Source organism: Pseudomonas moorei, assembly GCF_042846945.1.
GTDB lineage: Bacteria > Pseudomonadota > Gammaproteobacteria > Pseudomonadales > Pseudomonadaceae > Aquipseudomonas > Aquipseudomonas moorei.
In genome coordinates this window covers 1,544,497-1,570,156 of the sequence record NZ_AP035776.1, presented here as the reverse complement: position 1 = coordinate 1,570,156, position 25,660 = coordinate 1,544,497, and the positions used below count along the sequence as shown (strand labels likewise).

The 25,660-nt window shown below is 58.7% G+C and carries 22 protein-coding genes, 1 tRNA gene and 1 pseudogene; 11 read left to right on the top strand and 13 right to left on the bottom strand.

Going from position 1 to position 25,660, the window contains the following annotated elements; genetic code table 11:
- Positions 1–167: 167 nt before the first annotated feature.
- The 7 genes and pseudogenes from ACGJAX_RS07420 (at position 168) to ACGJAX_RS07390 (ending at position 6,943) form a co-directional block, all read left to right on the top strand.
- Positions 168–1,409 (top strand): nucleoside deaminase, encoded by a 1,242-nt coding sequence (locus ACGJAX_RS07420; protein WP_390958166.1) that lies wholly within the window; start codon positions 168–170, stop codon positions 1,407–1,409.
- 130 nt (positions 1,410–1,539) lie between these two features.
- Positions 1,540–1,615 (top strand) — tRNA-Thr (locus ACGJAX_RS07415).
- 164 nt (positions 1,616–1,779) lie between these two features.
- Positions 1,780–3,107: pseudogene (locus ACGJAX_RS07410) on the top strand (tyrosine-type recombinase/integrase).
- A gap of 905 nt (positions 3,108–4,012) precedes the next feature.
- The gene (locus ACGJAX_RS07405) at positions 4,013–4,993 is read left to right on the top strand and encodes an integrase domain-containing protein (protein WP_390958164.1); all 981 of its coding nucleotides are present in this window, start codon (positions 4,013–4,015) and stop codon (positions 4,991–4,993) included.
- The gene (locus ACGJAX_RS07400) at positions 4,990–5,265 is read left to right on the top strand and encodes a hypothetical protein (RefSeq protein WP_321849987.1); all 276 of its coding nucleotides are present in this window, start codon (positions 4,990–4,992) and stop codon (positions 5,263–5,265) included. Before ACGJAX_RS07405 ends, ACGJAX_RS07400 begins: the two co-directional genes overlap by 4 nt.
- 256 nt (positions 5,266–5,521) lie before the next feature.
- Positions 5,522–6,358, top strand: a complete 837-nt coding sequence (locus ACGJAX_RS07395) for an AraC family transcriptional regulator (RefSeq protein WP_390958162.1) — start codon at positions 5,522–5,524, stop codon at positions 6,356–6,358.
- A gap of 99 nt (positions 6,359–6,457) precedes the next feature.
- Entirely contained in the window at positions 6,458–6,943 is a 486-nt protein-coding gene (locus tag ACGJAX_RS07390) for a helix-turn-helix domain-containing protein (RefSeq protein WP_390958160.1), read from the top strand.
- Positions 6,944–7,230: 287 nt separating this feature from the next.
- Here the strand turns inward: ACGJAX_RS07390 and ACGJAX_RS07385 are convergent, their stop codons facing one another.
- From ACGJAX_RS07385 to ACGJAX_RS07335, 11 genes are all read right to left on the bottom strand, one after another.
- Positions 7,231–7,764: an SUKH-4 family immunity protein gene (locus ACGJAX_RS07385; protein ID WP_092484806.1), complete on the bottom strand. Its 534-nt coding sequence runs from the start codon at positions 7,762–7,764 to the stop codon at positions 7,231–7,233.
- A gap of 609 nt (positions 7,765–8,373) precedes the next feature.
- Entirely contained in the window at positions 8,374–9,084 is a 711-nt protein-coding gene (locus ACGJAX_RS07380; RefSeq protein WP_090327953.1) for an SDR family NAD(P)-dependent oxidoreductase, read from the bottom strand.
- Between the two features lie 43 nt (positions 9,085–9,127).
- Positions 9,128–9,784, bottom strand: a complete 657-nt coding sequence (locus tag ACGJAX_RS07375) for a DsbA family oxidoreductase (RefSeq protein ID WP_090327950.1) — start codon at positions 9,782–9,784, stop codon at positions 9,128–9,130.
- Complete coding sequence (locus ACGJAX_RS07370; protein ID WP_247256674.1) at positions 9,781–9,999, bottom strand: 4-oxalocrotonate tautomerase family protein; 219 nt, start codon at positions 9,997–9,999, stop codon at positions 9,781–9,783. The genes ACGJAX_RS07375 and ACGJAX_RS07370 overlap by 4 nt, the downstream gene beginning before the upstream one ends.
- Before the next feature lie 174 nt (positions 10,000–10,173).
- The gene (gene fic / locus ACGJAX_RS07365) at positions 10,174–11,298 is read right to left on the bottom strand and encodes a protein adenylyltransferase Fic (RefSeq protein WP_390958157.1); all 1,125 of its coding nucleotides are present in this window, start codon (positions 11,296–11,298) and stop codon (positions 10,174–10,176) included.
- A gap of 272 nt (positions 11,299–11,570) precedes the next feature.
- Entirely contained in the window at positions 11,571–12,857 is a 1,287-nt protein-coding gene (locus ACGJAX_RS07360) for an OprD family porin (RefSeq protein WP_390958155.1), read from the bottom strand.
- 259 nt (positions 12,858–13,116) lie between these two features.
- Positions 13,117–13,788 (bottom strand): DsbA family protein, encoded by a 672-nt coding sequence (locus ACGJAX_RS07355; RefSeq protein ID WP_390958154.1) that lies wholly within the window; start codon positions 13,786–13,788, stop codon positions 13,117–13,119.
- Between the two features lie 241 nt (positions 13,789–14,029).
- Complete coding sequence (locus tag ACGJAX_RS07350; protein WP_090327941.1) at positions 14,030–14,242, bottom strand: hypothetical protein; 213 nt, start codon at positions 14,240–14,242, stop codon at positions 14,030–14,032.
- A 247-nt stretch (positions 14,243–14,489) separates the two neighbouring features.
- Positions 14,490–15,596: an agmatine deiminase gene (gene aguA / locus ACGJAX_RS07345; RefSeq protein ID WP_090327937.1), complete on the bottom strand. Its 1,107-nt coding sequence runs from the start codon at positions 15,594–15,596 to the stop codon at positions 14,490–14,492.
- A 5-nt stretch (positions 15,597–15,601) separates the two neighbouring features.
- Complete coding sequence (aguB, locus tag ACGJAX_RS07340; RefSeq protein ID WP_090327934.1) at positions 15,602–16,480, bottom strand: N-carbamoylputrescine amidase; 879 nt, start codon at positions 16,478–16,480, stop codon at positions 15,602–15,604.
- A gap of 262 nt (positions 16,481–16,742) precedes the next feature.
- Entirely contained in the window at positions 16,743–19,655 is a 2,913-nt protein-coding gene (locus tag ACGJAX_RS07335; protein WP_390958151.1) for an aminotransferase, read from the bottom strand.
- A gap of 190 nt (positions 19,656–19,845) precedes the next feature.
- Here ACGJAX_RS07335 and rfbC point away from each other — a divergent pair, with 190 nt between their 5' ends.
- From rfbC to ACGJAX_RS07315, 4 genes are all read left to right on the top strand, one after another.
- Positions 19,846–20,391 carry a dTDP-4-dehydrorhamnose 3,5-epimerase gene (rfbC, locus tag ACGJAX_RS07330; RefSeq protein ID WP_390958149.1) on the top strand — a complete coding sequence of 182 codons (546 nt, stop codon included), beginning with the start codon at positions 19,846–19,848 and terminating at the stop codon, positions 20,389–20,391.
- An 84-nt stretch (positions 20,392–20,475) separates the two neighbouring features.
- A complete protein-coding gene (locus ACGJAX_RS07325; RefSeq protein WP_090327924.1) occupies positions 20,476–22,284 on the top strand; it encodes an ATP-binding protein in 1,809 nt (602 codons plus the stop codon).
- A complete protein-coding gene (locus ACGJAX_RS07320; protein WP_390958147.1) occupies positions 22,281–23,675 on the top strand; it encodes a sigma 54-interacting transcriptional regulator in 1,395 nt (464 codons plus the stop codon). Before ACGJAX_RS07325 ends, ACGJAX_RS07320 begins: the two co-directional genes overlap by 4 nt.
- 39 nt (positions 23,676–23,714) lie before the next feature.
- The gene (locus ACGJAX_RS07315; RefSeq protein WP_247256680.1) at positions 23,715–24,170 is read left to right on the top strand and encodes a YiiD C-terminal domain-containing protein; all 456 of its coding nucleotides are present in this window, start codon (positions 23,715–23,717) and stop codon (positions 24,168–24,170) included.
- Between the two features lie 84 nt (positions 24,171–24,254).
- On the opposite strand, the gene cysQ is transcribed toward ACGJAX_RS07315, so the two are convergent.
- Complete coding sequence (gene cysQ, locus ACGJAX_RS07310; RefSeq protein WP_390958145.1) at positions 24,255–25,082, bottom strand: 3'(2'),5'-bisphosphate nucleotidase CysQ; 828 nt, start codon at positions 25,080–25,082, stop codon at positions 24,255–24,257.
- Positions 25,079–25,645, bottom strand: a complete 567-nt coding sequence (gene nudE, locus ACGJAX_RS07305; protein WP_090327911.1) for an ADP compounds hydrolase NudE — start codon at positions 25,643–25,645, stop codon at positions 25,079–25,081. Before nudE ends, cysQ begins: the two co-directional genes overlap by 4 nt.
- Between the last annotated feature and the right edge of the window lie 15 nt (positions 25,646–25,660).

Below are 25,660 nucleotides of genomic sequence, written 5' to 3'. Positions count from 1 at the left end.
GTGCCAGATGAGAACGAGTCCACAAATTCACGCACGATTGCGTGCGCCGACAACCACGTTGTGCATAAGCGTTAAACCAAAAGAACATAAACGACGCTGAAAACCTCAACTATCTTTGCCCAGCGTCAGAATTGTCTGGCGATCAGGAAGCAAGGAGCTGAGAAACCATGAGCACACTGAACAATGCGCAGGAAGCCGTCGATGCCGTTGCCAACCAAGCCATTGAAGCTGCATTGCAGCAAACCTTCGCGGTGGGTGGCGCCCTCATCGACAACGCAACAGGACAAGTGATTGCCGCGCTGCACAACAACGTATTGATGCCGTTCCCCGGCGGTGGCACGACTTACTTTCTGCCCCACGACCCTACCGCCCACGGCGAACGACAACTGGTGGACTGGTATTACGAAAACGCTTCGCCACTGAAGCTGCCACCGCCCAACCAACTGACCGTCGTAACTACGCTGGACCCCTGCGCCATGTGCGCCGGCTCGCTCCTGACCGCAGGATTCAATGTTGCCGTCAGTGCGATCGATGACTATGCGGGCATCAACTACAACAGCCAATTCACCTTTCCGTCGCTACCACCGCAAATTCGCCAGCAAGCGCAGAACACCTGGGGTTACTACGCGATTGCAGCGCCTGTCAGCCGGGCCTATCAGGGGTCAACCAGCCCCGTGTTCGGCGGCCAGTCCGTCGACTCGGCAGCGTATTTCCTCACCAGCTCGATCTTCTCTGCCAGCGTCAACACAGTGCGGGAGGCCAGCAACAACAGTGGATTGCCGCCAGACCAGCTGAAAAATCCGTCCACGCTTCCGGCCAACAGCAAAGTGCGCCAGGCCCTCACTGCACTCAGCCCCTTTGCCCTGACCGTGCAATCAGCGAACCCGCGCGACCCCGGCGCAGAACTCGCCCCTGCGCTGGTCAAAACCGCGCAGCAAAGTCCGGTGTTCAATTCGGTGGCACTCATCGACCCGTTCGGCAATTTGCTGGTGTGCCTGGGAGGCCTCGAGAACCAGTCGCCGATTCGTACAGCGTTCATGGAAACGACCCGCAACTACGCGGTCATGCGCTGGACCCTGATGAATGACCCGGATCCGGCCGTTCGCGCTCAAGCCGAGCAATACCTGACCCATCCGAAGTACGGCACCTTCGTCTTTCTGTATGCCCCCGACCCCACCACCCCACAGGCAGTGATGACCTTCGGTGCCTACGGCTCGACCATGGAAGGCCCCGTGCCGCAGAGCTATCCGTCCAACCTGCAATACGTGGTGTTGCCGGGCAACACCACGGCTCAAGCGTTGTCGACACTGGCCCAGAACCTGCCGCCGTTCTACACCCAAAGCGTGCAAGTAGCGCCCGCTCAAGTGCTGAGCCAAGACCTGATCAACGCCGTCAAGAACAACGTTTGACGCCGCCAGGCAATCCCGCCGCCCGACCCTGTGGAAGAATCCGCAGGGTCGGACTGACACCTGCGCAAAAATAGTCTGAATTCAGGGGTTTACAGAACCAACCCAATCGCTATAATCGTCGCCCTGACACGCCGGTATAGCTCAGATGGTAGAGCAACTGACTTGTAATCAGTAGGTCCCGGGTTCGATTCCTGGTGCCGGCACCACATTAGGCTCCATTGCATTCCACCGAATGCTCTGGAAGCCCCGAAAACCCGCCCTTTGGCGGGTTTTTTCGTTCCAGGACCCTCTGTCGGGATCCAACAAAATCCCCCTTCCCCGAGGGTATGTTAGGGGTACTGCGATTTCCCGGTCAGGAGCGCGTACCCCTATGCCACGTCTAGCGATCCCCCTCAGCGACCTGCAATGCCGCACGGCCAAAACCCGCGAACGCGCCTACAAACTGTTCGACGGCGGCGGCATGTACCTTTTCGTCAAACCCAATGGCGTGAAGACCTGGCGCTTGAAGTACACCAAGCCCAGCGGCAAGGAAGGTACGCTGATCATCGGCAATTACCCCATCGTTACCCTTTCCGTCGCACGACGTAAGCGAGACGAAGCCAAGGCGTTGCTGCTCGACAACCTCGACCCAATGGAAGAAAAGAAGAAGGCCAAGATCGTAGCCCAACGGGCGGCACTGCTTTTCGAAACCGTTGCTCTGGAGTGGCACGCCGACATGTCCCGTCGCTGGACCGAAGGACACGCAAAAACCGTGATGAGCCGACTGCGTACTCACGTCTTCCCGATGATCGGCCAACGACCCATCGCTGAACTCGATACCCATGACCTGCTAGAGATCACCCAGCGCATCAAGGAACGCGGCACCATGGATGTGGCGTTACGGGTACAGAACTACTTATCCACCATCATGCGCAGGGCCAAAAGGGCTCGGCAGATCACCATGAATCCTGCACTGGATCTGGCAGGCTCGCTTCACGCGCCGCGCACAATCCATCGCCCGGCCCTCTCTCTCAACCGCCTACCCGAACTGCTACACCGTATCGACAACTACAACGGCCGCGAGCTGACCCGCCTTGCCGTGCTGCTCACGCTGCATGTATTCGTCCGCTCCAGCGAATTGCGCTTCGCGCGATGGAGTGAGTTCGACCTCCAACGCGCCATGTGGGAAATCCCCGATACACGCGCACCGATTGAAGGGGTACGCAACTCCACACGTGGGACCAAGATGAACGGCGACATTCAAATGGTTCCGCTATCGCCGCAGGTCATCGAAATACTGGAGCGCCTGCGCAGCCTCAGTCGTTTCTCAGAGTTAGTGCTACCGGGAGACCACAAGTACTGGAAGCCCATGTCCGAGAACACGGTGAACACCATGCTCCGCAACGTCGGCTATGACACCAGCAAGGACGTGTGCGGCCACGGCTTCAGGACTATGGCCTGTAGCGCCCTGTGGAGTCCGGGTTATGGACCGACGCAGCCATCGAAAGACAAATGAGCCATAAGGAACGCAACCGCGTGCGCGCCGCGTATATCCACAAGGCTGAATTCCTCGAACAACGCAGGCTAATCATGGCGTGGTGGAGCAACTACATCGACGCCAACCGCCATGGGCATGTGACACCCCACGAATTCGCTCACCCAGTCGGCGACAACATCACGGCCCTACAAAATAGCCGTGGCGCATCCAAACGTGGGTAAGCCCGTGAGATCACCGTTGTCCGCCCTTCCACGCGGGTCCATCCAAGCGGGGCTGCAAAGCCGCCCTGCTTGGATGGACCTCACTTAAAAAATCTAAAGCCCACGCGAATTGTCTGTGGAAAACCATAGATTTCCACCGGTGGATAATTTCATCCACAGCCGCAGAATTCCCGATAATCCGAGCCTTGACCCAAATTATCCACAGGCGTAGAAAAGATCGGGCAAGCGCTGTCGTTGACAGCAACCCAGGTAACCAGGACCTTTAAGGTTACGCCACACCGTGGTGGTTCTCCCAAAGTGCGATTAGCGTCCGGCGGCTCGCACGGTCACTCACCGAGTGATGGATGCCTACTTCAGATCATTGCCATTGCGGCAAATACATCCCCCTCCCCAACTGCCCTGCAGCAACCTATCCGCTTGGCCATTTCATTGCGCCAACCTGCGCCCGTCTCTTTCTCCCGGAAAGAGACGGGCGCTCCAACCGCTGCTGCAGCCCAACTCGTACAAGGCTTTGCGGCATTCCCCCTCGTGACAATCGGCGTGACAAACACCGAAGTCACTAGCAACAGGGATGCCGATGATGGTGCCGCAGCCCAGGAATGGACTGCACCTGACTGACAGTCGGGCATGCCCCGGTCATCGCTTCACTACCTTCACACGACTCAGGATCTCGCGGCGCTGGTCTCGTCAGCCAGCGCAGCCTCCACCCGCCCACTTCTTCGGAAGTGTTCAGGAGGCTACAGATCTTGAGATGCCCAAGCTCCCGGTCGTAAAGAGCCGTCAGTCCCGCGTTAGTGGACAACCCTCACAGGTCGCAGGGGCCTTGATCCCTGATAACACTCAACATTCTTGGCGGGATGACGTGGGGATGGTTTCGAAGGTTTGGCTTCGAGAGGAATATGGTCATGGGATTAGTAGCTAGACGAGATGGGCGCAATTTTGGCTATGGCCGGCAACTGAGCTATGCAGGACCGCAGGCACTGAAAGACCTGTTTGGCGGCGGGCATTACGGCACGGTCAAGGCGCACAGTGATCGGTGGCAAGCGTTTGTACGCTGGTGTCGGTCGGAGGAAGGGCCGGGGTTTAACGATGCACGGCAAATTAATTGGCAGACCTTGCTGGACTACGCCGGACATCTGCGTCAGCACGTTGACCAAGGTGAGCTCGCCATCGCCACCGCGCTAAACCGGTTGTCCAGCGTCAACCGGACCATGGCCGCGCTTCGCGGTGATCAGTATGTGAAAGTACCGAGTCCGAGCAAGGCGCTGGGAACGCGGCGCACCAGCGTTCGTTGCTCGGTGCCACAAGGCCAAGACCGCGAACACGTGAAGCGGATCGTAGAGGTACTTTGCAAACATCAGCAGCCGCGCGCCGCGGCCATCGCTAAGTTAACGCGAGCCACTGGCATGCGTCTGCGCGAAGCGATTCTGGCCGACCTACCGCGACTCAAGCGTGAAGCCGAACACTACGACAAGATCAACATCCAGGACGGCACCAAAGGCGGCCGATCCGGTGCGTCAGCACCTCGCTGGATTACGGTGGACGACCATATTCGAGAAGCTCTGAGGTTTGCCGAACAGGTTTCGCCCGATGGTGGCCGCAACCTGCTGGCACCGAACGAAAGCTACCTCGATTTCTTGCAGGGGATCGTCCGCCCCGCCCGAGATATCCTCCATACGCACAACCTCAAAGGCTTCCACGAACTGCGCGCGGCTTATGCGTGCGAACGCTATGAGCAAATCACCCGCCATCCCGCCCCCATCAACGGAGGCCATTGCTATCAACTCGACCGACGCCTAGATCAGGATGCCCGAGTACAAATCAGCTATGAGCTGGGGCATGGCCGTATCGACGTGGTGTCGGCTTACATTGGTGGTCGAGCATGAGCAAGCCATTCGATATGGAGCTGTTCCTGTCAGGCGTCCTGACCGGGTCGCATACCACCCGCCAACGCCACCTACGTCATGCGAAGGCTATCCAAACAGCAATCGCTGAGCGCTGGCAACGCGACAATCCATGGACTTGGCAAAGAAAACACATGGCGTGGTTTTTGAATCACCACCTAAACCAGCACGCTGAATCGACGCGGTATTACTATTTGCTGACCATGCAATTACTCACTCATCGCTTAGGAAAACCTTGGCAGTTCAACCGCTAAACGAAGGTCAGAAAACGGCCAAAAGCGGTCATCAACATGCTCACCCAGTGGCCGAACTGCTAACGCCAACGAAGCACTGAACATGGACAGACGGCCCTGAAAATTAAGGGGAAACGCTCTAGCTTGGTCGTGCCGCGCGGCGAACATATGTACGATAATGATGCAAGTTTATTGTTACCGACAGTCCATTCTCGCAGCCTAGCCCCGTCCCGACGAGGCTATTGCATCTGGGCATTTATATTAAGGCGCCTATTTAATGGCTTATATGTCTCCCAAGCTCAATAGTAAGTCGCCCGAAGTGTTTCAATTGGAGACTAGCGACACCAGTGGCTACGCCGTGGATTGGCACGCCCACGACTGTCATATGCTGTTGTTACCACGCCAGGGTGGGCTATTTCTAACGACCGAAAGCAGTCAGACCTCTCACGTTTCGCGCCAGTCGTTTTCCTTTGTGCCAGCCGACTTTGCACACGCCACTCAAGCGGCACCGGGGCGGGAGAAACATATGACCTTGTATGTCGACCCCTCTTACGTCAAACGCCAAGGACAGATGTTCGGTTACCAAGGTTTCGCCAAACAGGTAAATCGATCAGGGATCTGGCAAGCAACCGAGGCACTGGAAAGTATCTTGCGCCTGCATGACCAACTTCAGGGCTGCGCATCGGCGGAGGCCTTTCAGCGCCAATTACCCCATCTCAATCATCTGCTCTTCGAGGAATGCACGCGGGTTATCGCTTGTCAGCAGGCACATCCTCAGCCGAGTGAACATCTGCAGCAAGCCACACTGGTGCGCGAAATACAGCGATACATTCGGGAGAATCTGGAAACAGAGTTGGATATTGAGTCGATCGGGCATGAGTTTCACCTGTCACGGCGTCACCTTACGCGTATTTTCAAGGCTGTTACGGACGAAACCCTGTTGGATTTCACTAATCGCACTCGAGTGGAAACTGCTGCCAGGCTTGTCTCTTGCACCTCACTATCGATCCTCGAAATCAGCCTGGCGGTAGGTCTGGAATCCCCCTCTTACCTTGCCCGATTGTTTAAGCGCTACCTGAATCTAACTCCAAGCGAGCTACGCAAAGCCCGTTAATGTTCTGGCCCAAACGGGCGTATGTGCGGCCCGATCAAGCGCTTTCGCCAAATTTATGCCGGCCACAATAGACCTCATTTTCCACATTTAGAGGTCACAATGAGCGATGTGGACACTGTCGAAGTCTTCAAGTCCAGCCAGGGCGGTGGCTACCCGGCACCTATCGCTATCGATGCTGTTGGATTTGGCGCTGAACAGATCATGACGATCGCAGGCACCTTTCCGCGACTCATAGCGACCAATAACGAGCGAGGTAGACTGAGTTATTGGCAGGAGAGGAAAGCAAAAGAAGTCATGATGGAAAACCTTGATTGTGGCATTCAGATTTCGGCCGTAGCAAAGGAGTGTTGCTTGTCACGAAGTCATTTCTCCCGAGCTTTCAAAAATGCTACGGGCCACTCTCCACGTGATTGGTTTCAGCTTGCAAGATTGACCCGAGCCAAAGTACTCCTAGAGCAAACTAATTTTTCTATTTCTCAAGTGAGCTTGGAGTGCGGGTTTGCAGATCAAGCCCACCTCTCCAATATATTTTCCAGGAAATTTGGTATGCCCCCGGGAAAGTGGCGTGCAAAGGAAAAGCCTTAGCAATAGGGTTTAGATTCCCTTGGAAAAATCGATCAGTGCCACCATACCCTGTCCGATTATCAGTCGGAGCTCACTGTGTGCTGGCATTGCTGGCTTGCACATAACCCATGCGTATCGACCGATCGAAGGTTGCCGCTTGTTCGATCAACCGTTGGCGAACGCCTGTTTTGGATCGAATACGGCCTTTCTGCGACAGGTAGCAATCGGCCAAAAGCGGACAGTTACGCAAGGTTAGCAGCCCTTCCTTGAAGCTTGAAGGCGTCTATGAAACTAGGGGCGATTCATCGTTAGGATTCATCTGCCAGCTCCGAGCCCACCTCGGCTGGCCACATAGACCCAAGATCGACCGCTCGTGAGTCGATGGTTGCAATTGCGTCGAGACAGTTAGCCATGGCCTCCTTGGTGAGGTGCTCTTGGTAGATACAAAGACTCTCAGCAAATTGCGGAAGAGAAGAATTTATCAAAACTCTCTCGTTGTAACGGTCGTGGTTGAAGTAGATGACATGTCGGCTGTCCATATCAATGGCAACAACGTCGCCAGATCCATTGTGACCGATAGGAAAATAAGATTCGGGCAAGCCGAAATTTTGTACTCGTGACTCAATTTCGGCCTGTGAGTAGGCATAGAACGAAAGAAACGGCGCGGCATCACGCGGCAGCCCCTGTGCCGCCAGAAGGCTTGAATCTTCTCTTACGAGTCGGTCGGGAAGGGTCTCTGGATCAAACAAAACGAACTCATCAAGATGAAGGTCGAGATCTGCAGGAATCTTTCGCAGAGATGCGACGAATCGATCTTTGAAATTTTTGGATATGTCGTTCATGAGGCCTGACAATTGAGTGGGGGTCGGTTTCGCTGGCGTAAGTGAGCGGTTTGCACATTGTTAGATTCCAGCGGTGGGTTGGCAAGAAGGCTATCTCGCCCGTGCAGCAATGATGGTCGATTCCTCGCTAACATATCAGGTGGTATATATTCAGGCTCCACAGGTGGCCCGGCGAACGCATCGGTGCTCAGAGCACGCGCTATGAAAGGCAGTTTTGCGACCGCGGATCATGAGCGTCCGCTTCTGGCCGTCTGCTGTCTGTCACCACGGCAGTTTTTGGCGGATTCCTGCCTATTCTCTACGGAGGGGATGATCGACAACGTTCGAGTTCAGGAGGCTTACCATTCCGTATGTGGCTCTGAATTACTTGCAGACTGACAACGTGCTGATCTCTAAAAAATCCCGAGTTCGATTCCACCGAACGCCATAACTAGCTGATTTATTTATAGTTACTAGTTGGGGTACGCCGAATTTTCCAGCGAATTCCAGATCCGCAGAAAACCTGGCCTCGCAGCAAGCTACCGTTCGTCTGGTGCCGGCACCATATAAAACAAAGCCCCTGCAGAAATGCAGGGGCTTTGTTGTTTCTACCGCTTGAAAACCCGGCTCTTAGTGACCCGCGCTCTGACCACCATCGACGTGCAGGATTTCGCCGGTGACAAACTTGGCGCCGTCCAGGTACACGACCGCCTGTGCAATGTCATCGATCTCGCCCATGTGCCCGACCGGGTGCAGGGCGCCCAGTGCGGCGTGGGTTTCTTCGCCGTGCATCGGGGTCTTGATGATGCCTGGCGACACTGCGTTCACCCGAATGCCGCGCTTGGCGTACTCGATGGCCAGGGATTTGGTGGCCGCGTTCAGGCCGCCTTTGGTCAGCGAAGCCAGTACCGATGGCACGCCGTCGATGGCGTGGTCCACCAGGCTGGTGGTGATGTTGACGACGTGGCCGCTGCCGTTTTTCTCCATCTCGGCGATGGCCAGCTGGGTGATGTAGAAGAAGCCGTTGAGGTTTACCGACAACACGTTGGCGTAGTCTTCAGCGGTGTACGCGGTGAACGGCTTGGCGATGAAGATCCCGGCGTTGTTGACCAGCGTATCGATACGACCAAAACGTGCGATCGCTTCACGGATGACGCGCTGTGCAGTGGCTGGTTCGCCGATGTCGCCGGCCACGGTGAGAATGTCAGGATCGGTCGATGGCTTGATCGAGCGCGAAGTGGCGACGATCTGGTAACCGAGTTCACGGAAGGCCTTGACCATGCCGTCGCCGAGACCTTGGGATGCGCCAGTGATGACAACGACTTTTTTCGAATTGCTCATGATGAACCTCTACTGATAAATGATGATTTGAAAAAGTAAGTAATCAGGCTTCGGCGGAGGCCGACGCCATTTGTCGCAACATCTGCTCGTAGTACTCGACCGACTGCGAACCGGACACCAGGTGACGGCCGTTCAGCACCATCGCCGGGACTGAATTGATGCCGCGCTGCTGGTAAAACGCTTCAAGTTCACGCACCTCGGCGGCGTACGCGCCAGACGCCAACACCTCGCGTGCCTGTTCCTGGTCCAGCCCGGCTTCTGCCGCCAACCGCGCCAGCGTCTGCTGATCACTCGGGTTCTGGCCTTCGCTGAAGTAAGCGCGAAGCAGGATCTTCTTCAGCGCCACCTGACGCCCTTGCTCCGATGCCCAAAACAGCAAGCGGTGAGCGTCGAAGGTGTTGTAGAAGTGGGTGCGCTTTTCCAGGTCGAACTTGAAGCCGATGGCATTGCCGCGTTCGATCTGCATCGCTTTGCCATTGGCGACGTCCTGGGCGGTGCGGCCGTATTTGCGCATCAGGTGCTCGACGGCTTTCTCGCCTTCGGCCGGCATGTTCGGGTTCAGCTCGAAAGGCTTGTAAGTCAGCTCGACCGAAACCTCGCCCGCCACGTTCTCGATGGCCTGCTCCAGCGCCGTCGCCCCCAGTGCGCACCATGGGCACACCACGTCGGAGACGAAATCGATGGTCACCGACGGCGTCATGACTGCGCCTCTTCCGCCAGTTGCTTGCGGTACTGAGTGGTGGTGATCCCGGCGTAACCCCAGTTATCGGTGTCGACTTCTTCGATCACGATGTGGGTCAGGTCTGGACGCTTGTTGAGGACACGTTCCAGTGTTTCAGTGATTTCCGCGATCACCTGAGCTTTCTGCTCAGTGGTCACGCCATCGCGGGTGATGCGCACGCTTACGAAAGGCATTGAGGAATCTCCAGTGACCTTCCCGTCGGGATGATGGGAGAGGCGTTGGAGCTCAATGTATGGAGTTCGCTGGAGGGGATAAAGGTGGGAACGGGAACATCATTAATTACTTGGTGTAACTATTTTGACGTGAAAAAGCCTCGAATCACTCGGGGCTTTTTGGTTCACGCGCTGTTAACCAACGTAAGGTTTTAATTCGTTGCTGTCGCGGATAAGCAATTGCATCAATTTGGGATGGATAAAAAGCTTCTCCTTACCCACCTGCATCTCCTCGAGCACCCCTATGGAAACCAAGTCCTTGAGGTGACGTGACGCAGCCTGCCGTTGAGCAACTTTCTTGTCGACCACGTTACTGATGCGGCAGTAGGGCTGTTCGAAAATCACGTCGACCAATTCGCGTGAATAGGTCTTCGGTAGCTGATCACGCACGAATTGAGTGGTGTGTTCGGACAACGCGCGAATCGCGGCAATCTTGGCTGTCGTCCAGCGAGCGGTTTCTTCTACGGCGCTCAACATGAACAACAACCATGGCTCCCATGCCTGTTGGGTCGTCACCTCTAGCAGGAGCCGATAGTAATCGGCACGTTGGGCAATGATGTAGCGACTGAGGTAAAGGATTGGCAGATTCAGCAGGCCCTCTTGAATCAAAAACAAGGTATTGATAACCCTTCCGGTACGGCCATTGCCGTCGACAAAAGGGTGAATCGCCTCAAATTGATAATGCCCGACCGCCATGCGCACGAGAGGGTCGAGATCCGTTTCGTTGTGCAGAAAGCCTTCCCAGTTTGCGAGAAGTTCGCGCAGGTGCTCTTCCCCTTCGGGCGGCGTATAGATGATTTCACCCGACCGGTCATTCGCAAGCTGCGTACCAGGTGTGCGGCGGATATCCAGCTTCGCACCCTTCAGCGTTCGGCAGATTTCCACAGCGGTGTTGGTAGAAAGTGGTCGTTCAGTCAGGGACTGGAACCCTTGATTCAGCGCTGTACGGTAGCGCAACGCCTCTTTGGTCGCTGGGTCAGCATGGTTTTCAGCGTCCTGAGCATGCTGGAACAGCAAGTCCGTGGTTGTGACGATGCTTTCTATTTCCGAGCTAGCCTTGGCTTCCAGCAACGGAATGGTATTGATCAGAACTGTCTGGTTAGGAATCAACTCCGCTGCCTGTTTCAATTCGGCCAGGGCGGTCCGTGCCTCAATGCATTTTTTGAGGACTGCGCGTGTTTCCAGCTCGATTCCTGGTGGTAATAGCGGCAATTGGTTGTATGGCCTGTCAGCGTGCCATGACAGCAGAGGTTCGCTCATGAAAGGAATCCTGATCGATTTGTTTGTTTTCTGAGCAGATATCGGCCCACTCATGTCGCGAGTGTAAACATGAGGCCATAACGTGTCGCAATTTTTCACTTTTTGCGACACGTTTTTGGAATATGTCGCCGCCGACGACATGTTCCTAACACATGTTCCCAAAATCGAGTTTCGGCGACATGAGCTCATGAAAAACACAAAAAAGCCCCGAACCAGTCGGGGCTTCTCTTTGCGCTCAGCCTCCAATCAGGCCTCGATACCGCAATCGATCATCAGAAAATGTTGATCGGGTAATCCACGAACACACGCACTTCGTTACCGCTGACGTTGTACTCGCTCGACTTCTGCGAAACACGCAGGACAGAGCTGCGCAGCTTCACGCTCAGGTCTTTGGCCGGGCCGCTTTGGACGACGTACTTGAACTGGTTGAAGATTTCGCGCTCGGTGCCGTCTGTGCTGGTGGAGGTGGTGATGTTGTCACCGCGCACGTAGGCGACGTTGTAGCTCAGGCCGGGAACGCCGAAGGCGCTGAAGTCCAGGCCGTAGCCCAGTTGCCAGCTGCGTTCGTCTTCAGCGTTGAAGTCGGACCAGTAGGAGTTGGCCAGGTAGATGGTATTGCCGCCGTCGCCGACGCGACCCTGGTCTTTCTGATAGCCGCCGTAGGCGTAGCCCAGGTTGCTGTCGCCGGTGCTGCGCTGGTGGGCGATGGTGAAGGAGTGCGGGCCGGTGACGAAGGTGGCGGCCAGGCTCCAGATCTTGTTGTCGTCGCCGGTGATACCGTTTTCACGGACGTAGGCGTCGTCCAGCTTGGTGCGGTAGCCGTTGAAGTCCAGGGTCAGCGCCTGATCCTTGTCGATCGGGAACACGTAGTTGGCGTTCACGTATTGCTTCTTCAGCACGTCTTCGACGTCGGACGCGTACAGCGCGCCTTTGAATTGTTCGGTGAACTGGTAGCTACCGCCCAACACGTTGATCGACTTCAGGCCACCGCTGTCACGGCCTTCAGCGCTTTTACGCGATTCGGCGGTGAAACGACCGGCGTTCAGTTCCAGGCCTTTGATCTCCTTGGAGGTGATCAATGTGCCGGTGTAGCTTTCTGGCAGCAGGCGCGAGTTGTCATAGCTCAACACCGGCAGGGCCGGCATCTGGTCGCCGTAGGTCAGCGTGGTGCTGGACAGGCGGAATTTGACCGCTGCGCCACCCTTGGACAGGTCATCAGCCGGTTGGCCGCTGTCACCCTTTTTGAAAAAGTCGATACCTTGGGCGCCACTACGGCTTTCGCTGCGCTCCAGGTTGAGTGCGTAAAGGCCGAAAGCATCCACACCCACACCCACGGTGCCTTGGGTGAAGCCGGACGAGAACGTGCCGATGGCCGCTTGGCCCCACTCGGATTTATCCGGGTTGCCGTCTTTGTAATCACGATTCATGTAGGCATTGCGCAACAGCACCTTGAGGCTGCTGTCTTCAACAAATCCCTTGGATTCGGCCTGGTCGTTAGCCATGGCCTGTGAAGCGCTCAAAATCCCCAGAGCGATCAGGCTGATTCGCTTGTTCAACATGTTGTTTTCCTTATTACCAGTGGGTACGCGCTGTGTCGAACGGCTGAAATGGCACTCTTGCGCTCTTTTTTTCATCCGGCAAACAAAAAGGCCCGCCCACGATGACTCGCGGCAGGCCTTTTTATTATTTGGGATCGTGGCGGTCAGCCACAGGCGTTGGGCCGAATCGTAGCTGCGGCCTCAACGATGTGTCAATTTCATGAATCGTCGGTCATCAGGCGAAAATTGTCTGAAAAATGGCTTTGCCTGGCAGAAAACATCAAATGGCGCAGCCATCGATTCCGCAGGCTTGCATGGATACGGACGACACTGGTGCGGGAAGCGCCTGACGCAACCAGTTCGCAAAGTCCTGCGGCTTGCCAAGCCATGGGCCGATATCGACGAGGGTGATTCGGCCATCCTGCTCCAGGGCAAACGTCGGAAAGCCCTGCCCGCCCACGGTTGCCAACAGTGCACGACTGTCCTTGATGTGACGCTCCGTGGGCGCCCCAGCGAATGCCATTTCGAAGGATTGGGGATCGAGGCCGATGTCTTGCGCCAGTTCTGACAACACCGCGTGGTCGGCGATCCTTCGCCCTTCCACATAATGAGCGCGCTGCAAACGCGCCAACAACTCCAGGCCGCGCCCGGCCACTTGTTCGGCGGCCAACACCGCGGCGATCGGTGGCGTCGAGTCGAACACGGCGGTGTGATCTCGCAGCAGACCTTCAAAGTACGCCTCACCAAATGGCTGCCCGGTGTACTCGGCGATACGCCGGTCGTGGGGCACGACGTAGTTGCGCAGTTGCGGCGAAACGCTTTGCCGATTGGCGCCGGTCATCATGCCGCCACCATGGGCGATCACCGGCAGCACGCTGCGGGCAGCCTGAACCAGCGGTTCGGCGCCGTAACACCAGCCGCAAAGCGGGTCGTAAATGTAATGAAGAATCATGGGCAAGGCTCCGGCAAACAATCGGGGAATTTCAATGCCGGCAGACTAGCGCCCCACCTGTTTCGGAAAAACGCCGGAATGGCTTTCAGACTGTTTCTTGAATCGGTCGAATCATGTGAGGGACTAGTTTGCGGGCAAGCTTGCTCCCCCAAGCGTCAGCGGCGATGACAAAAACTTCGTCCATAAAAAAACGCTGCCATCCCGGCAGCGTTTTTCGTTTATCAATCCGTTGTTTTTCTTCTTATCCTTCCATCACATCCCACAACGCATCCAGCTCCGCTTCGCTGAACAAGCCAGCGGGGTAGCGCTCGATCATCATCCGGCGCGGATCACTTTCTGCGATCTGACGCGTTCCATTGGACTTGAACCAGTGCGCCAGGATCTGGAGCGATTCGCCGTTTACCGCCAGGGGATGCAACGTGCGCTCGCTCACCACATTCACTTCGGCGTTCATTTCTGCGCTCTCTCCTGGTTTGTGAGCGGCCTGACTTTATCCAAGGTTTATGACAGAACAACTAAGTTCTCCCCCTCCCTGCATTACACCGTCACAGATACAAGAGCTATGCCAAGGTATGCGAACAGTCGACAGGCGGATACAAAAAAGCCCGCAGTCCTGAAGGACTGCGGGCTTGCCGTGAAGTTGGGCACGAAAACGTTTGCCAGAATGAATTCGCAATCAACTCAAGCTGTTACAACTGCACTCACTCTTTGTGCGGCGCTGGCTGTTGTTGGGTAAGGCAGTGGATGTTACCGCCGCCCAGTAACAGTTCACGGCCAGGCACCATCACCACTTCGTGTTGCGGGAACAGGTTCTGCAGGATTTCCTTTGCTGGCGCATCCAACGGGTCGTCGAAGCTTGGGGCAATGATGCCGCCGTTGACGATCAGGAAGTTCACGTAGGAACCGGCCAGACGAACGCTCGGGTTGCGCTCTTGAGTGCCATCCACCGGATCGACACCGGCGCATTCTTCTTCCGTGGCGTACAGCGGCCCCGGAATCGGCATTTTGTGCACCGTGAACGGGCGGCCTTTGGCGTCGGTGCTACTTTGCAGCACTTTCATCGCGGCCTGGCAACGCGGGTAGTTCGGGTCCTGCGGATCATCGGTCCAGGCCAGCAGCACTTCACCCGGACGCACGTAGCAGCAGAAGTTATCCACATGGCCGTCGGTTTCGTCGTTGAACAGACCGTCCGGCAGCCAGATGATTTTATCCACAGCCAGGTGTGCGCTGAGCACCGCTTCGATTTCAGCGCGGTTCATGTGCGGATTTCGATTGCGATTAAGCAGGCATTCTTCGGTGGTGATCAGCGTGCCTTCGCCATCAACGTGGATCGAACCGCCTTCAAGCACGAAGCCTTCAGTGCGATAGCGCGGGCTGCGCTCGATCTCGAGGATCTTGCCGCCCACTTGCGAGTCACGGTTCCACGGCGAATACAGACCGCCGTCGAAACCGCCCCAGGCATTGAAATCCCAGTTCACGCCACGGACTTCGCCATTGTTATTGATGACGAACGTCGGGCCGGTATCCCGAACCCAGGCGTCGTCGCTGGACATCTCCACAACGCGGATATTCGGCACGTCCAGGCGGGCACGGGCGTTCTCGTACTGGCCGGCGGAAACGGCCACTGTGACCGGTTCAAAACGGGCAATGGCCTTGGCCACCGCCACATGCGCGGCTTGCGCCGGTTTGCCGCCCAGGCGCCAGTTGTCCGGACGCTCGGGCCATACCATCCAGGTCTGGGTTTGTGGTGCCCACTCGGCCGGCATGTAAAAGCCGTCGGCGCGAGGGGTGCTATTCAATGTGGTCATGTCGATCAGGACTCCAGGGAACCGTCGAGGGTTTTCAGCGCGCCGTACAGGTTCGGACGACGGTCACGGAACGAGCCCCACGCGCTGCGGATGTGTTCCAGTTGGTCGAGGTCGAAGGTGTGAACCAGAATGCCTTCTTCGGTTTCGTTGAGTTCCTGCACCTTCTCGCCGAACTGGTTGGCGATGAACGACGAACCATAGAAGGTAATGTCGTAGCCGTCTTGTTCTTCGTTGCCGATGCGGTTACTGGCGATCAGCGGCATCAGGTTAGCGCCGGCATGGCCCTGTTGCACGCGTTGCCAGTGATCGCGGGACGAAATGGTCTTGTCGTGGGGCTCGCTGCCGATGGCGGTCGGGTAGAACAGAATTTCCGCGCCTTGCAGCGCCATGCTGCGCGCGGCCTCGGGGAACCACTGGTCCCAGCAGATGCCCACACCGATTTTCGCGTACCGGGTGTTCCAGACTTTGAAGCCGGTATCGCCCGGGTTGAAGTAGTACTTCTCGTGGTAACCAGGACCGTCCGGAATGTGGCTTTTACGATAAATCCCGAGGTTACTGCCGTCGGCATCGATGATCGCGATGCTGTTGAAACGAGCGCGGCCGGCCAATTCGTAGAAGCTGATCGGCAGCACCACTTGCAGTTCCTTGGCGACTTTCTGGAAATGCTTGATGGCGACGTTGTCTTCGACCGTCGTGGCCAGTTGCAGATAATCCGGATTCGGCTTCTGGCAGAAGTACGGCGCCTCGAACAGTTCCTGGATCAGGATGATCTGCGCGCCTTTGGCGGCGGCTTCACGGACCAGCCGTTCAGCGACTTCGATATTGCCTTCAAGGTCCCAGGAACAGGCCATCTGAGTGGCGGCGACGGTAACGTTACGGCTCATGAATCATCTCCGGGCAAGTGCGTGACGGTCGGGCATGGTTCATCCACGCCCTGGCATTGGCGACTTTATAGCCGATAAAAATCGGCTTTAAAAGCGACAAATATGCCTTACGTCTAAAAATAAGCACTTAAACCCGATAACAATCGAATTAACGCCACGACTCCTGTGGGAGCGAGCTTGCTCGCGATAGCGGTCTTTCAGTCAAGACATCCGTGACTGACACGACCTCATCGCGAACAGGCTCGCTCCTACGGGGCGGTGTTTACAGGTCTTCCGAGAGCACCTTCGAGAGCATGTCGACAAAAAAATCCACGCTGCGGCGCGTGGTGACCATTGGCGGTTTGATCTTGAGGACGTTCAGGAAATCGCCCGTCGGTTGCATGAAGATCCCCAATTCGCGCAAGCGATCGCACAGCGCGGTGGTTTCCTCGGTCGCAGGCTCCAGGGTTTCGCGGTTGCGGATCAATTCCACGCCCAGGTAGAACCCGGAACCGTGCACCGCGCCCACCAGCGGATGAATATCGATCAGCGCTTCCAGGCGCTCCTTGAAATATCCGCCAACGACCTGCGCGTTTTCCCAGAGCTTCTCCTCTTCCATCACATCCAGCACCGCCATGCCGACCTGGCAACTCACCGGACTGCCGCCGGCGGACGAGAAGAAATACCCCTCGGCTTCCAGTGCTTCGGCGATTTCCCGGCGGGTGATCACCGCGCCCAGTGGCTGACCGTTGCCCATGCCTTTGGCCATGGTGATGATGTCCGGCACTACACCCTGCTCTTCGAAGCCCCAGAAGAAATGGCCCATGCGCCCGTAGCCGACTTGCACTTCGTCGGCGATGCACACGCCGCCCTGGGCACGCACCATGGCATAGACCTGCTTCAGGTAACCCGGCGGCAGCGAAATACCACCGGCATTGCCGTACACCGACTCGCAGATGAAGCCGGCCAGTTGGCGTTTTTGCTCGGCGATTTTCGCCAGGTTGTGTTCGACGCTGCGCACATAGTCCGGCGCACTGTCCGGGCCACGGAACTCGCCGCGATAGGTGTTCGGTGCCGTCACCGGGTGCACCCAGTCCGGACGACTGCTCAAGGCTTTCGGGTTGTCGGCAATCGAGGTCGAGACCGCATCGGCGCCCACCGTCCAGCCGTGATAGGCCTCCAGCACGCTGAGCATGTCGCGACCGCCGCTGTAGGCCCACGCCAGGCGGATTGCCAGGTCGTTGGCCTCGCTGCCGCTGTTGACCAGGAACACGCGGTCCATGGAGTCCGGGGCCAGCTTCAACAAACGCTCGGAAAACTCGGCAACGGCCGCGTAGTTGAACCGCGAGTTGGTATTGAGCAGCGACCACTGGCGACTGGCGACCGCGGCCATGCGCGGATGGCCGTGCCCCAGCACCGCGACGTTGTTGAGCATGTCGAGGTAGGAACGGCCCTGCATGTCGATCAGGTGGTTGCGCCAGCCGCGTTCGATGCGCGGCGGGTCGACGTAATAGTGTTTTTGCGTGCGCGCGAAACTGGCATCGCGACGGGCCAGCAAGGTGTGTGCGTCAAGCTCTGCTTCAGCATCGCAGGCCAGGCCCAGCAGGGCTGCCGGTGACGGGCACAAGGCTTGCCAGGCGGCTGCACGTGACGGTGTGCAGAACAACGGTGCCGTCAACGAGGCACCACGAGTCAGTTGCACGATCAGCGGCCCGCTGACCGCACCCAGCACCTGACCTTTGACCAGCGCCGCTCCGGTATGCAGCGACGGCGTGACGCCCCAGAGCCGCACGCTCAGTTGCGGGCCGTCGAGTTGCAACACCCCAGGCGACGGCTGATGGATCACGCCGGCAAACGGCGACTCGACCGCCGTGCCGTGGGGCACCCGCAGCTCGACATGCAACGGGCAGGTGTCCGGTTCGATCGCGCTGTCCGGTCGGGTGCGGGACAAACGGTATTGCCCGTAACGACTGGCCGCCAGACCGTGGGCGGCGGCCGCTTCGTTCAACAACCGCTGATCGATGCCCTCCTGCTCCCAGTTACCGGCTTCGAAATGCGGGCTGAGCACGCCCAGATCGATCAAGGCAAACTCGCGACCGACCAGGCTTGGCAGCAGCGGCGCAAAGCCCTCACCGCCAATCTCCGGCAGGCTCTGGCCAACCGACGTCAGGATCGCCGCCTCCATCAAGGCCAGGGGCACCGAGGTGGCCACGCGGAAGATTTCCCACTCGTGGGTGAGGTTGTCGCGACTGTAGTCGTTGCCCGGATCGATGCTGACCTGCTGCTCACCACTGAGCACCAGCACCGCCGCGCGAGCGACGATCAGCGGCCACAATGCCAGCAACTCTTCATGGGTCAGCGGATTGACCGCGTGATAGGCCTGCACCGCCGGCAAAATGCAGAACGGGTCGCCGTCGGCGTGATGCAGCAACGCCGCGCAGGTCACCGACAGGTCAGTGATGCGCCAGGTGCGGATCAAATCACCGAAATCGATCACGCCCTGCAATTGCCAGTGGCGTTGCGCATCGCGCTGCCACACCACGTTATCGTCAGTGATGTCCATGTGGATGGCCTGCACCGGCAGCTTGTCCACCAGCGGCTGCAAATGACGCTCGGCCTGCCCGGCCGCTTCAGCGATCAATGTGCGCTGCGCGTCGTCCTGGATCACCGGCAACAAATGCGCGATCAACGCCTGAGCATGACGAGCGTCCCACTGCAGGGTGCGCTCCAGCCCCGGATGATCGAAATCCGCCAGCGCCAGGTCCATCTCGCCGCACAAGCGACCGAAGCCGGCCACCACCGTACGATTGAAATGATCCAGATGCGTCAGCGACTGGCCTTCGATGTAGTCCAGCAAGCGCACGTGTACCGCCTGGCCTCCGACTTTCAGCGTCAGCAGGTCCGCACCATTCTTCGCGGGGATCACCCGCGGCACGTGCACGTCCGGGTGTTGGCCCAGATGTTTGAGCCCGGCGTGCTGGGCTTGCAGCTCCAGCGCCGAATAATCGCCCCGACAGATTTTCAGGACGAAACGGCCCTGGTCGCTGTCGACGCGGTAGTTCAGATCCTGCTGGCTGCCGAGGGCCTGCAACCTTCCGCCCAGCCCGTAATGCTCTTGCAACAGCTCAAGCGCTTGCTCCGCAGAGACTTGCGGACTGGGCAAACTGGCGCGATGAATCAACGTGGCGAGCGGCATACAACAACCCCTGAAATTTTATTAGGCGCCTATATCGCCACTGCTCGGGGCGATACGCAACCCCCCTGTCATCCGCCAGACGATCGACAGGCCAGGTAAACCAGAAAAGAAAAAATGACGCAGCACTCAACTTGAACAAGACTCTACGCAAGAATGTCGACCATCAAATGTCTAATACCGGAGAAACACCATGAATGTAGCTACCACCGACCTACCCGGCGTTCTGATCATCGAACCCAAGGTTTTTGGTGATGAGCGAGGATTTTTTTACGAAAGCTTCAACGCAAATGCTTTTGCAGCGGCGACGGGAGTAGAAAAGCAATTCGTTCAGGACAACCACTCGCGCTCGCAAAAAGGCGTGCTTCGTGGCCTGCACTACCAACTGGAAAATACCCAGGGCAAGCTGGTTCGCGTCACGGCCGGTGAAGTGCTCGACGTCGCCGTGGACATTCGCCGCAGCTCGCCGCATTTCGGCCAATGGGTCAGTATTCGATTAACCGCCGCCAATAATCGCCAGCTCTGGATTCCTGAAGGCTTTGCCCATGGCTTCGTGGTCTTGAGCGACTATGCCGAGTTCCTCTACAAGACCACCGACTACTACAACCCATCGTCCGAGCGCGCCATTCGTTGGGATGACCCGGACCTGGCCATCGACTGGCAACTGGACGCCGAGCCGCAACTGTCGGCCAAGGATAAGGTCGCGGCCTTCTTCAAGGACGCTCAAGTATTTGCCTGAAGCAGGCACACCCGCCCCAAGGTGCGCAGACTGCGCCCGCAAGCCTAGGCATAATGCGCCTGTACCCACAGGCGCTCGATGCTTATGACCCCGACCCTCCCCCGCAGACCTCGCTGGCGCAGCCTGGCGCTGCTCGCCTTGTGCCTGGCGCCGTTGTTGTGGCCGCTGGAGCATCTGGCCGAGCGCTATTACCGCAGCGAACTGGCCAGCCAGAACCGGCAGACCCTGGACCTCTATGTCGCCAACCTGTTGGGCACCCTGCATCGCTATGAAGTACTGCCGCAGATCCTCGGCGATTTGCCGGCCTTGCGCGCTGTGCTCGGTGCGCCGGACGACGGCGTCACCCAGGGCAATGCCAACCGCCTGCTGAAAAACATCAGCGCCCAGACCGGCGCCGAAGTCATGTATCTGATGGACACCACGGGCAAGACTCTGGCGGCGTCCAACTGGGACAAGCACGACAGTTTCGTTGGCCGTAACTTTGCCTTCCGCCCCTACTTCAGCGAGGCCATGGCCGGGCGGCTCGGGCGCTTTTTCGGGCTGGGCACCACTTCCGCCAAACGCGGCTACTTCTTCGCCGCGGCGGTGCGCGACGGCGAGAAAATCATCGGCGTACTGGTGGTGAAGGTTGACCTCGACCACACCGAAAGCCTGTGGGGCAAAACCCCCGAACAACTGCTGCTGACCGACCATAACGGCGTGGTCATCATCACCTCGCGGCCGGAATGGCGCTTTCGCGCGACCCGTCCGCTGAATGATGAAGAGAGCAAGGCCATCACCGCGATCCAGCCTTACCCGACGCGGGAGCCCCAGCCCTTGAATCTCAATCCCAACGCCTGGCTGACCCAGACCCAGTCGATCGCGGAAACCGGCTGGGACGTCAGCATCCTCGCACCGCGCACCCTGATTGACCGCCCGGTGCGCACGGTGGTTGCCATCGGTGGCGCCACGTTGTTGGTATTGATGCTGCTGCTCGGCCTGATGATGCAGCGCCGCCGCCATTACCTTGAACGAATCGCTTTCGAAGCCAAGGCCCGACGCGAACTGGAAGCCCGGGTTGCCGAACGCACCAGCGATCTGGAAGGCCTCAACCGTCGATTGAAGCAGGAAGTGCTGGAGCGCGAACAGGCCCAGCAAGAACTGGTGCGCGCCCAGGACGATCTGGTGCAGGCCGGCAAACTGTCGGCGCTGGGCACAATGTCGGCGAGCATCAGCCACGAACTCAACCAACCGCTGGCGGCGATTCGCAGCTACGCGGAAAACGCTGAAGTGCTGCTCGATCACCAGCGTACCGACGATGCGCGGGGCAACCTCAAGCTGATCAGCGAACTGACCGGGCGCATGGCCTCGATCATCGCCCATCTGCGCGCCTTTGCCCGCCGTGATCGGCACGCCCCGGAAAGCGTCGCCCTGCAACCGGCGCTGGACGATGCCCTGGCATTGCTGGCCAAGCGTCGGCGCAGCATGGAGGTCGAACTGATCCGCGACCTGCCTGCCGCCACCCTGTGGGTCGAGGCCGGAGAAACCCGCCTGCGTCAGGTGCTCGGCAATCTGCTGGCTAACGCCCTGGATGCCCTGACGGAAAAAGGCCCGCCGCGAAAACTCTGGCTCAGTGCCCAATCCACCGCCGATGGCGTCAACCTGTACATTCGCGACAATGGCCCCGGCTTTTGCATGGAAGCCCTTGGCCGCGCCAGCGAGCCTTTCTACACCACCAAGACCCGCACCCAGGGCCTTGGGCTGGGGCTGGCGATCTGCGAAACCCTGATGCGCGCCTTCGGTGGAGAACTATCGTTCGCCAACCACAAGGAAGGTGGCGCGTTGATTACCCTGAAGCTGCGCGCAGGCGCACCGGGTGTGAGCCTGCAACCGTCCGAGGACCGAAGTGCATGACCATCGACAACCGCATCCAGGTCGTGTTGATCGACGACGATCCCCACCTGCGCCAGGCCCTGAGCCAGACGCTGGATCTGGCCGGCCTGAAAATCCTGCCACTGGCCGAAGCCAAAGGCCTGGCCGCACAACTGGAACGCGACTGGCCGGGCGTGGTGGTGAGCGATATCCGCATGCCAGGCATGGACGGCCTGGAACTGCTGACGGAACTCCACGCCCAGGACCCGGAGTTGCCGGTGCTGCTGATTACCGGTCACGGTGACGTGCCCCTGGCGGTGCAGGCCATGCGCGCCGGGGCCTACGACTTCCTGGAAAAACCTTTCGCCAGCGACGCTCTGCTCGACAGCGTACGTCGCGCCCTGGCCTTGCGCCGACTGGTGCTGGACAACCGCAGCCTGCGTCTGGCCCTGAGCGATCGCAATGAATTGAGCGCCCGCCTGGTCGGGCAATCGCCCTCGATGCTACGGCTGCGCCAACAAATCGGGGCCTTGGCGGCGACCAAGGCCGACGTGCTGATCCTTGGCGAAACCGGGGCCGGCAAAGAAGTGGTCGCGCGGGCGCTGCATGACCTGTCGAACAGACGCAGCGGTCCGTTCGTGGCAATCAATGCCGGCGCACTGGCCGAGTCGGTGGTTGAAAGCGAGCTGTTCGGTCACGAACCGGGCGCCTTCACGGGCGCGCAGAAACGCCGTATCGGCAAGTTCGAATTCGCCAACGGCGGCACGCTGTTCCTCGATGAAATCGAAAGCATGAGCCTGGATGTGCAGGTGAAATTGCTGCGGTTGCTGCAAGAACGGGTGGTCGAACGCTTGGGCGGCAATCAGCTGATTCCGCTGGACATCCGCATCATCGCCGCCACCAAGGAAGACCTGCGCCAGTCCGCCGATCAGGGACGTTTTCGCGCCGACCTGTATTACCGACTGAATGTCGCACCGCTGCGTATTCCACCCCTGCGCGAGCGCGGCGAAGATACCTTGATGCTGTTCCAGCATTTCGCCGATGAGGCCAGCGCCCGCCACGGCTTGCCGCCCAACGAGCTGCAACCGGGGCAACGGGCGCAGCTGCTGCGCCATACCTGGCCGGGCAACGTGCGCGAACTGCAAAACGCCGCCGAACGTTTCGCCCTCGGCCTGGAGCTGGCACTGGACAACACAGAGCTGCAAGACGCTACGGGAGCACCGCTGACAGCGGTCAGCGGTGGCCTGAGCGAGCAAGTGGAAAACTTCGAAAAAACCCTGATCGCCGCCGAACTGGCGCGCTCGCACAGCTCGCTGCGCAGCGTCGCCGAAGCCTTGGGCATTCCACGCAAGACCTTGCACGACAAGCTGCGCAAGCACGGCTTGAGCTTCGCCGACAGTGGCGCCTCCAGCCACACCGACGAGCTCGATTGAGCCACGGTCAAATCATCCATTTAAAACAAGAGGCCTTGCATGAACCGCGACAGTCGTTACCTGGAAACCGTACTCCATCACGACATCCCCCTCACGCGGGACATGGGCCTCAAAGTGCTCGACTGGCACGATCAGCAGCTGCGCCTGTATTTGCCGCTGGACGCCAACGTCAACCACAAGAGCACCATGTTCGGCGGCAGCCTGTATTGCGGCGCGGTGTTGGCCGGCTGGGGCTGGCTGCATTTGCGAATGAAAGAAGAAGGCATTGAAGACGGGCACATCGTGATACAGGAAGGGCAGATCAGCTACCCGCTTCCCGTCACCGGCGATGCGAACGCCATTTGCCAGGCGCCGAGTGCTGCGGTGTGGAAGAAATTCCTGACCATGTACCAGCGTTACGGCCGGGCGCGTTTGACCCTGCATACGCGGGTCGTGAATGCGGGAAGCGAGGAAGACGCCGTGACGTTCACCGGGCAGTACGTACTGCACCGCTGAAGCGCAATGACCATCGTAGGAGCCGGCTTGCTGGCGATTCATGCAACGCGGTGTGTCAGACACACCGCATCGCTGGCAAGCCAGCTACAGGTTAGCCAGCGCCAACAATTTATCCCGCCACGCCGCCTTCGCCGGCAGCGCCAAAAAGAACTCATTCAATAGCGATTCCCGCGCCGGATAGCTGAATGGCGCGCCACTCAACTCCAGCACCTCGCCACCCGCCCCTTCCAGCACGCCTTGCGCGGCCGCCGTGTCCCACTGCGAAGTCGGTGCCAGGCGCGGATAACAATCCGCCGCCCCTTCGGCCAACAGGCAAAACTTCAGTGAGCTGCCGATATTGGCCAGTTCCAGCTTGCCCAGGCTGGCGCTCAACCCGGCCAGCAAACGTTCCTGTTCAGGGCTGGAATGGCGACGGCTGGCGACTACGGTGAACGCCACACCCGCTGGCGGCACTTCGCGAACCTGAATCGGCAGCGGCGCTTCACCCCTGTCGCCACGCCAGGCGCCCAACCCGGCACCGCCCACGTAAAAACGTCCGCTGGTCGGCATCGACACCACACCAAACACCACACGCCCCTGCTCGATCAGGGCGATGTTGACGGTGAACTCTTCACTGCCGGAAATGAATTCCTTGGTCCCGTCCAGCGGATCGACCAGCCACCAGCGCTGCCACCCGGCGCGCACGCTCCGGGGGATGTTGGCGTCCTCTTCGGACAGCACCGGAATGCTCGGATCGAGGGCCGTCAGCCCGGCCAGAATCAGATGATGGGCAGCCAGGTCGGCGGCGGTCACCGGAGAGTCGTCGGCCTTGGCTGTCACCGCCGTGCCTGTGCGCCAGAACGGCAGGATCGCGTCGCCCGCCTGCAAGGCCAGTTCAACCACCGGCGCCATCAATGGATGAGGAAAATTCATGGCAGGAACACTCCGCGCTGAGTCAGCAGGTCGCGGGCCAGGTACAGCGCCGCCAAGGCTCGCCCCTCAGTGAACTGCGGGTTTTGCGCCAGAGCGGACAGCTCGCGCAGGTTGACCTTGCTCTGACCCATCGGCTCCGGCTCGTCGCCCTCCAGACGTTCCTCATAGAGGTCGGTGGCCAGCACCACCTGGATCTTCTGGCTCATGTAGCCGGGCGACAACGACAACTCGGTCAGATGCTCCAATTGCCGCGCACCGAAACCAGCCTCTTCCTTGAGCTCCCGCTCGGCCGCCGCCAGCACGTCTTCACCCGGCTCGATCAAGCCTTTGGGCAGCGACAGTTCGTATGCATCGGTGCCGCCGCAATACTCTTCGACCAGCACCGCATGATCGGCATCGAGCATCGCCACGACCATCACCGCGCCATACCCGGCACCCTTGCCTACCAATCGCTCATAAGTGCGCTCCACGCCATTGGAAAAGCGCAACTTCAGCTCTTCGACACAGAACAAACGGCTGGTGGCGACGATCTCGCGGGCGAGGACGGTGGGTTTCTGGCGCATGAGCGGCTCCTGGGC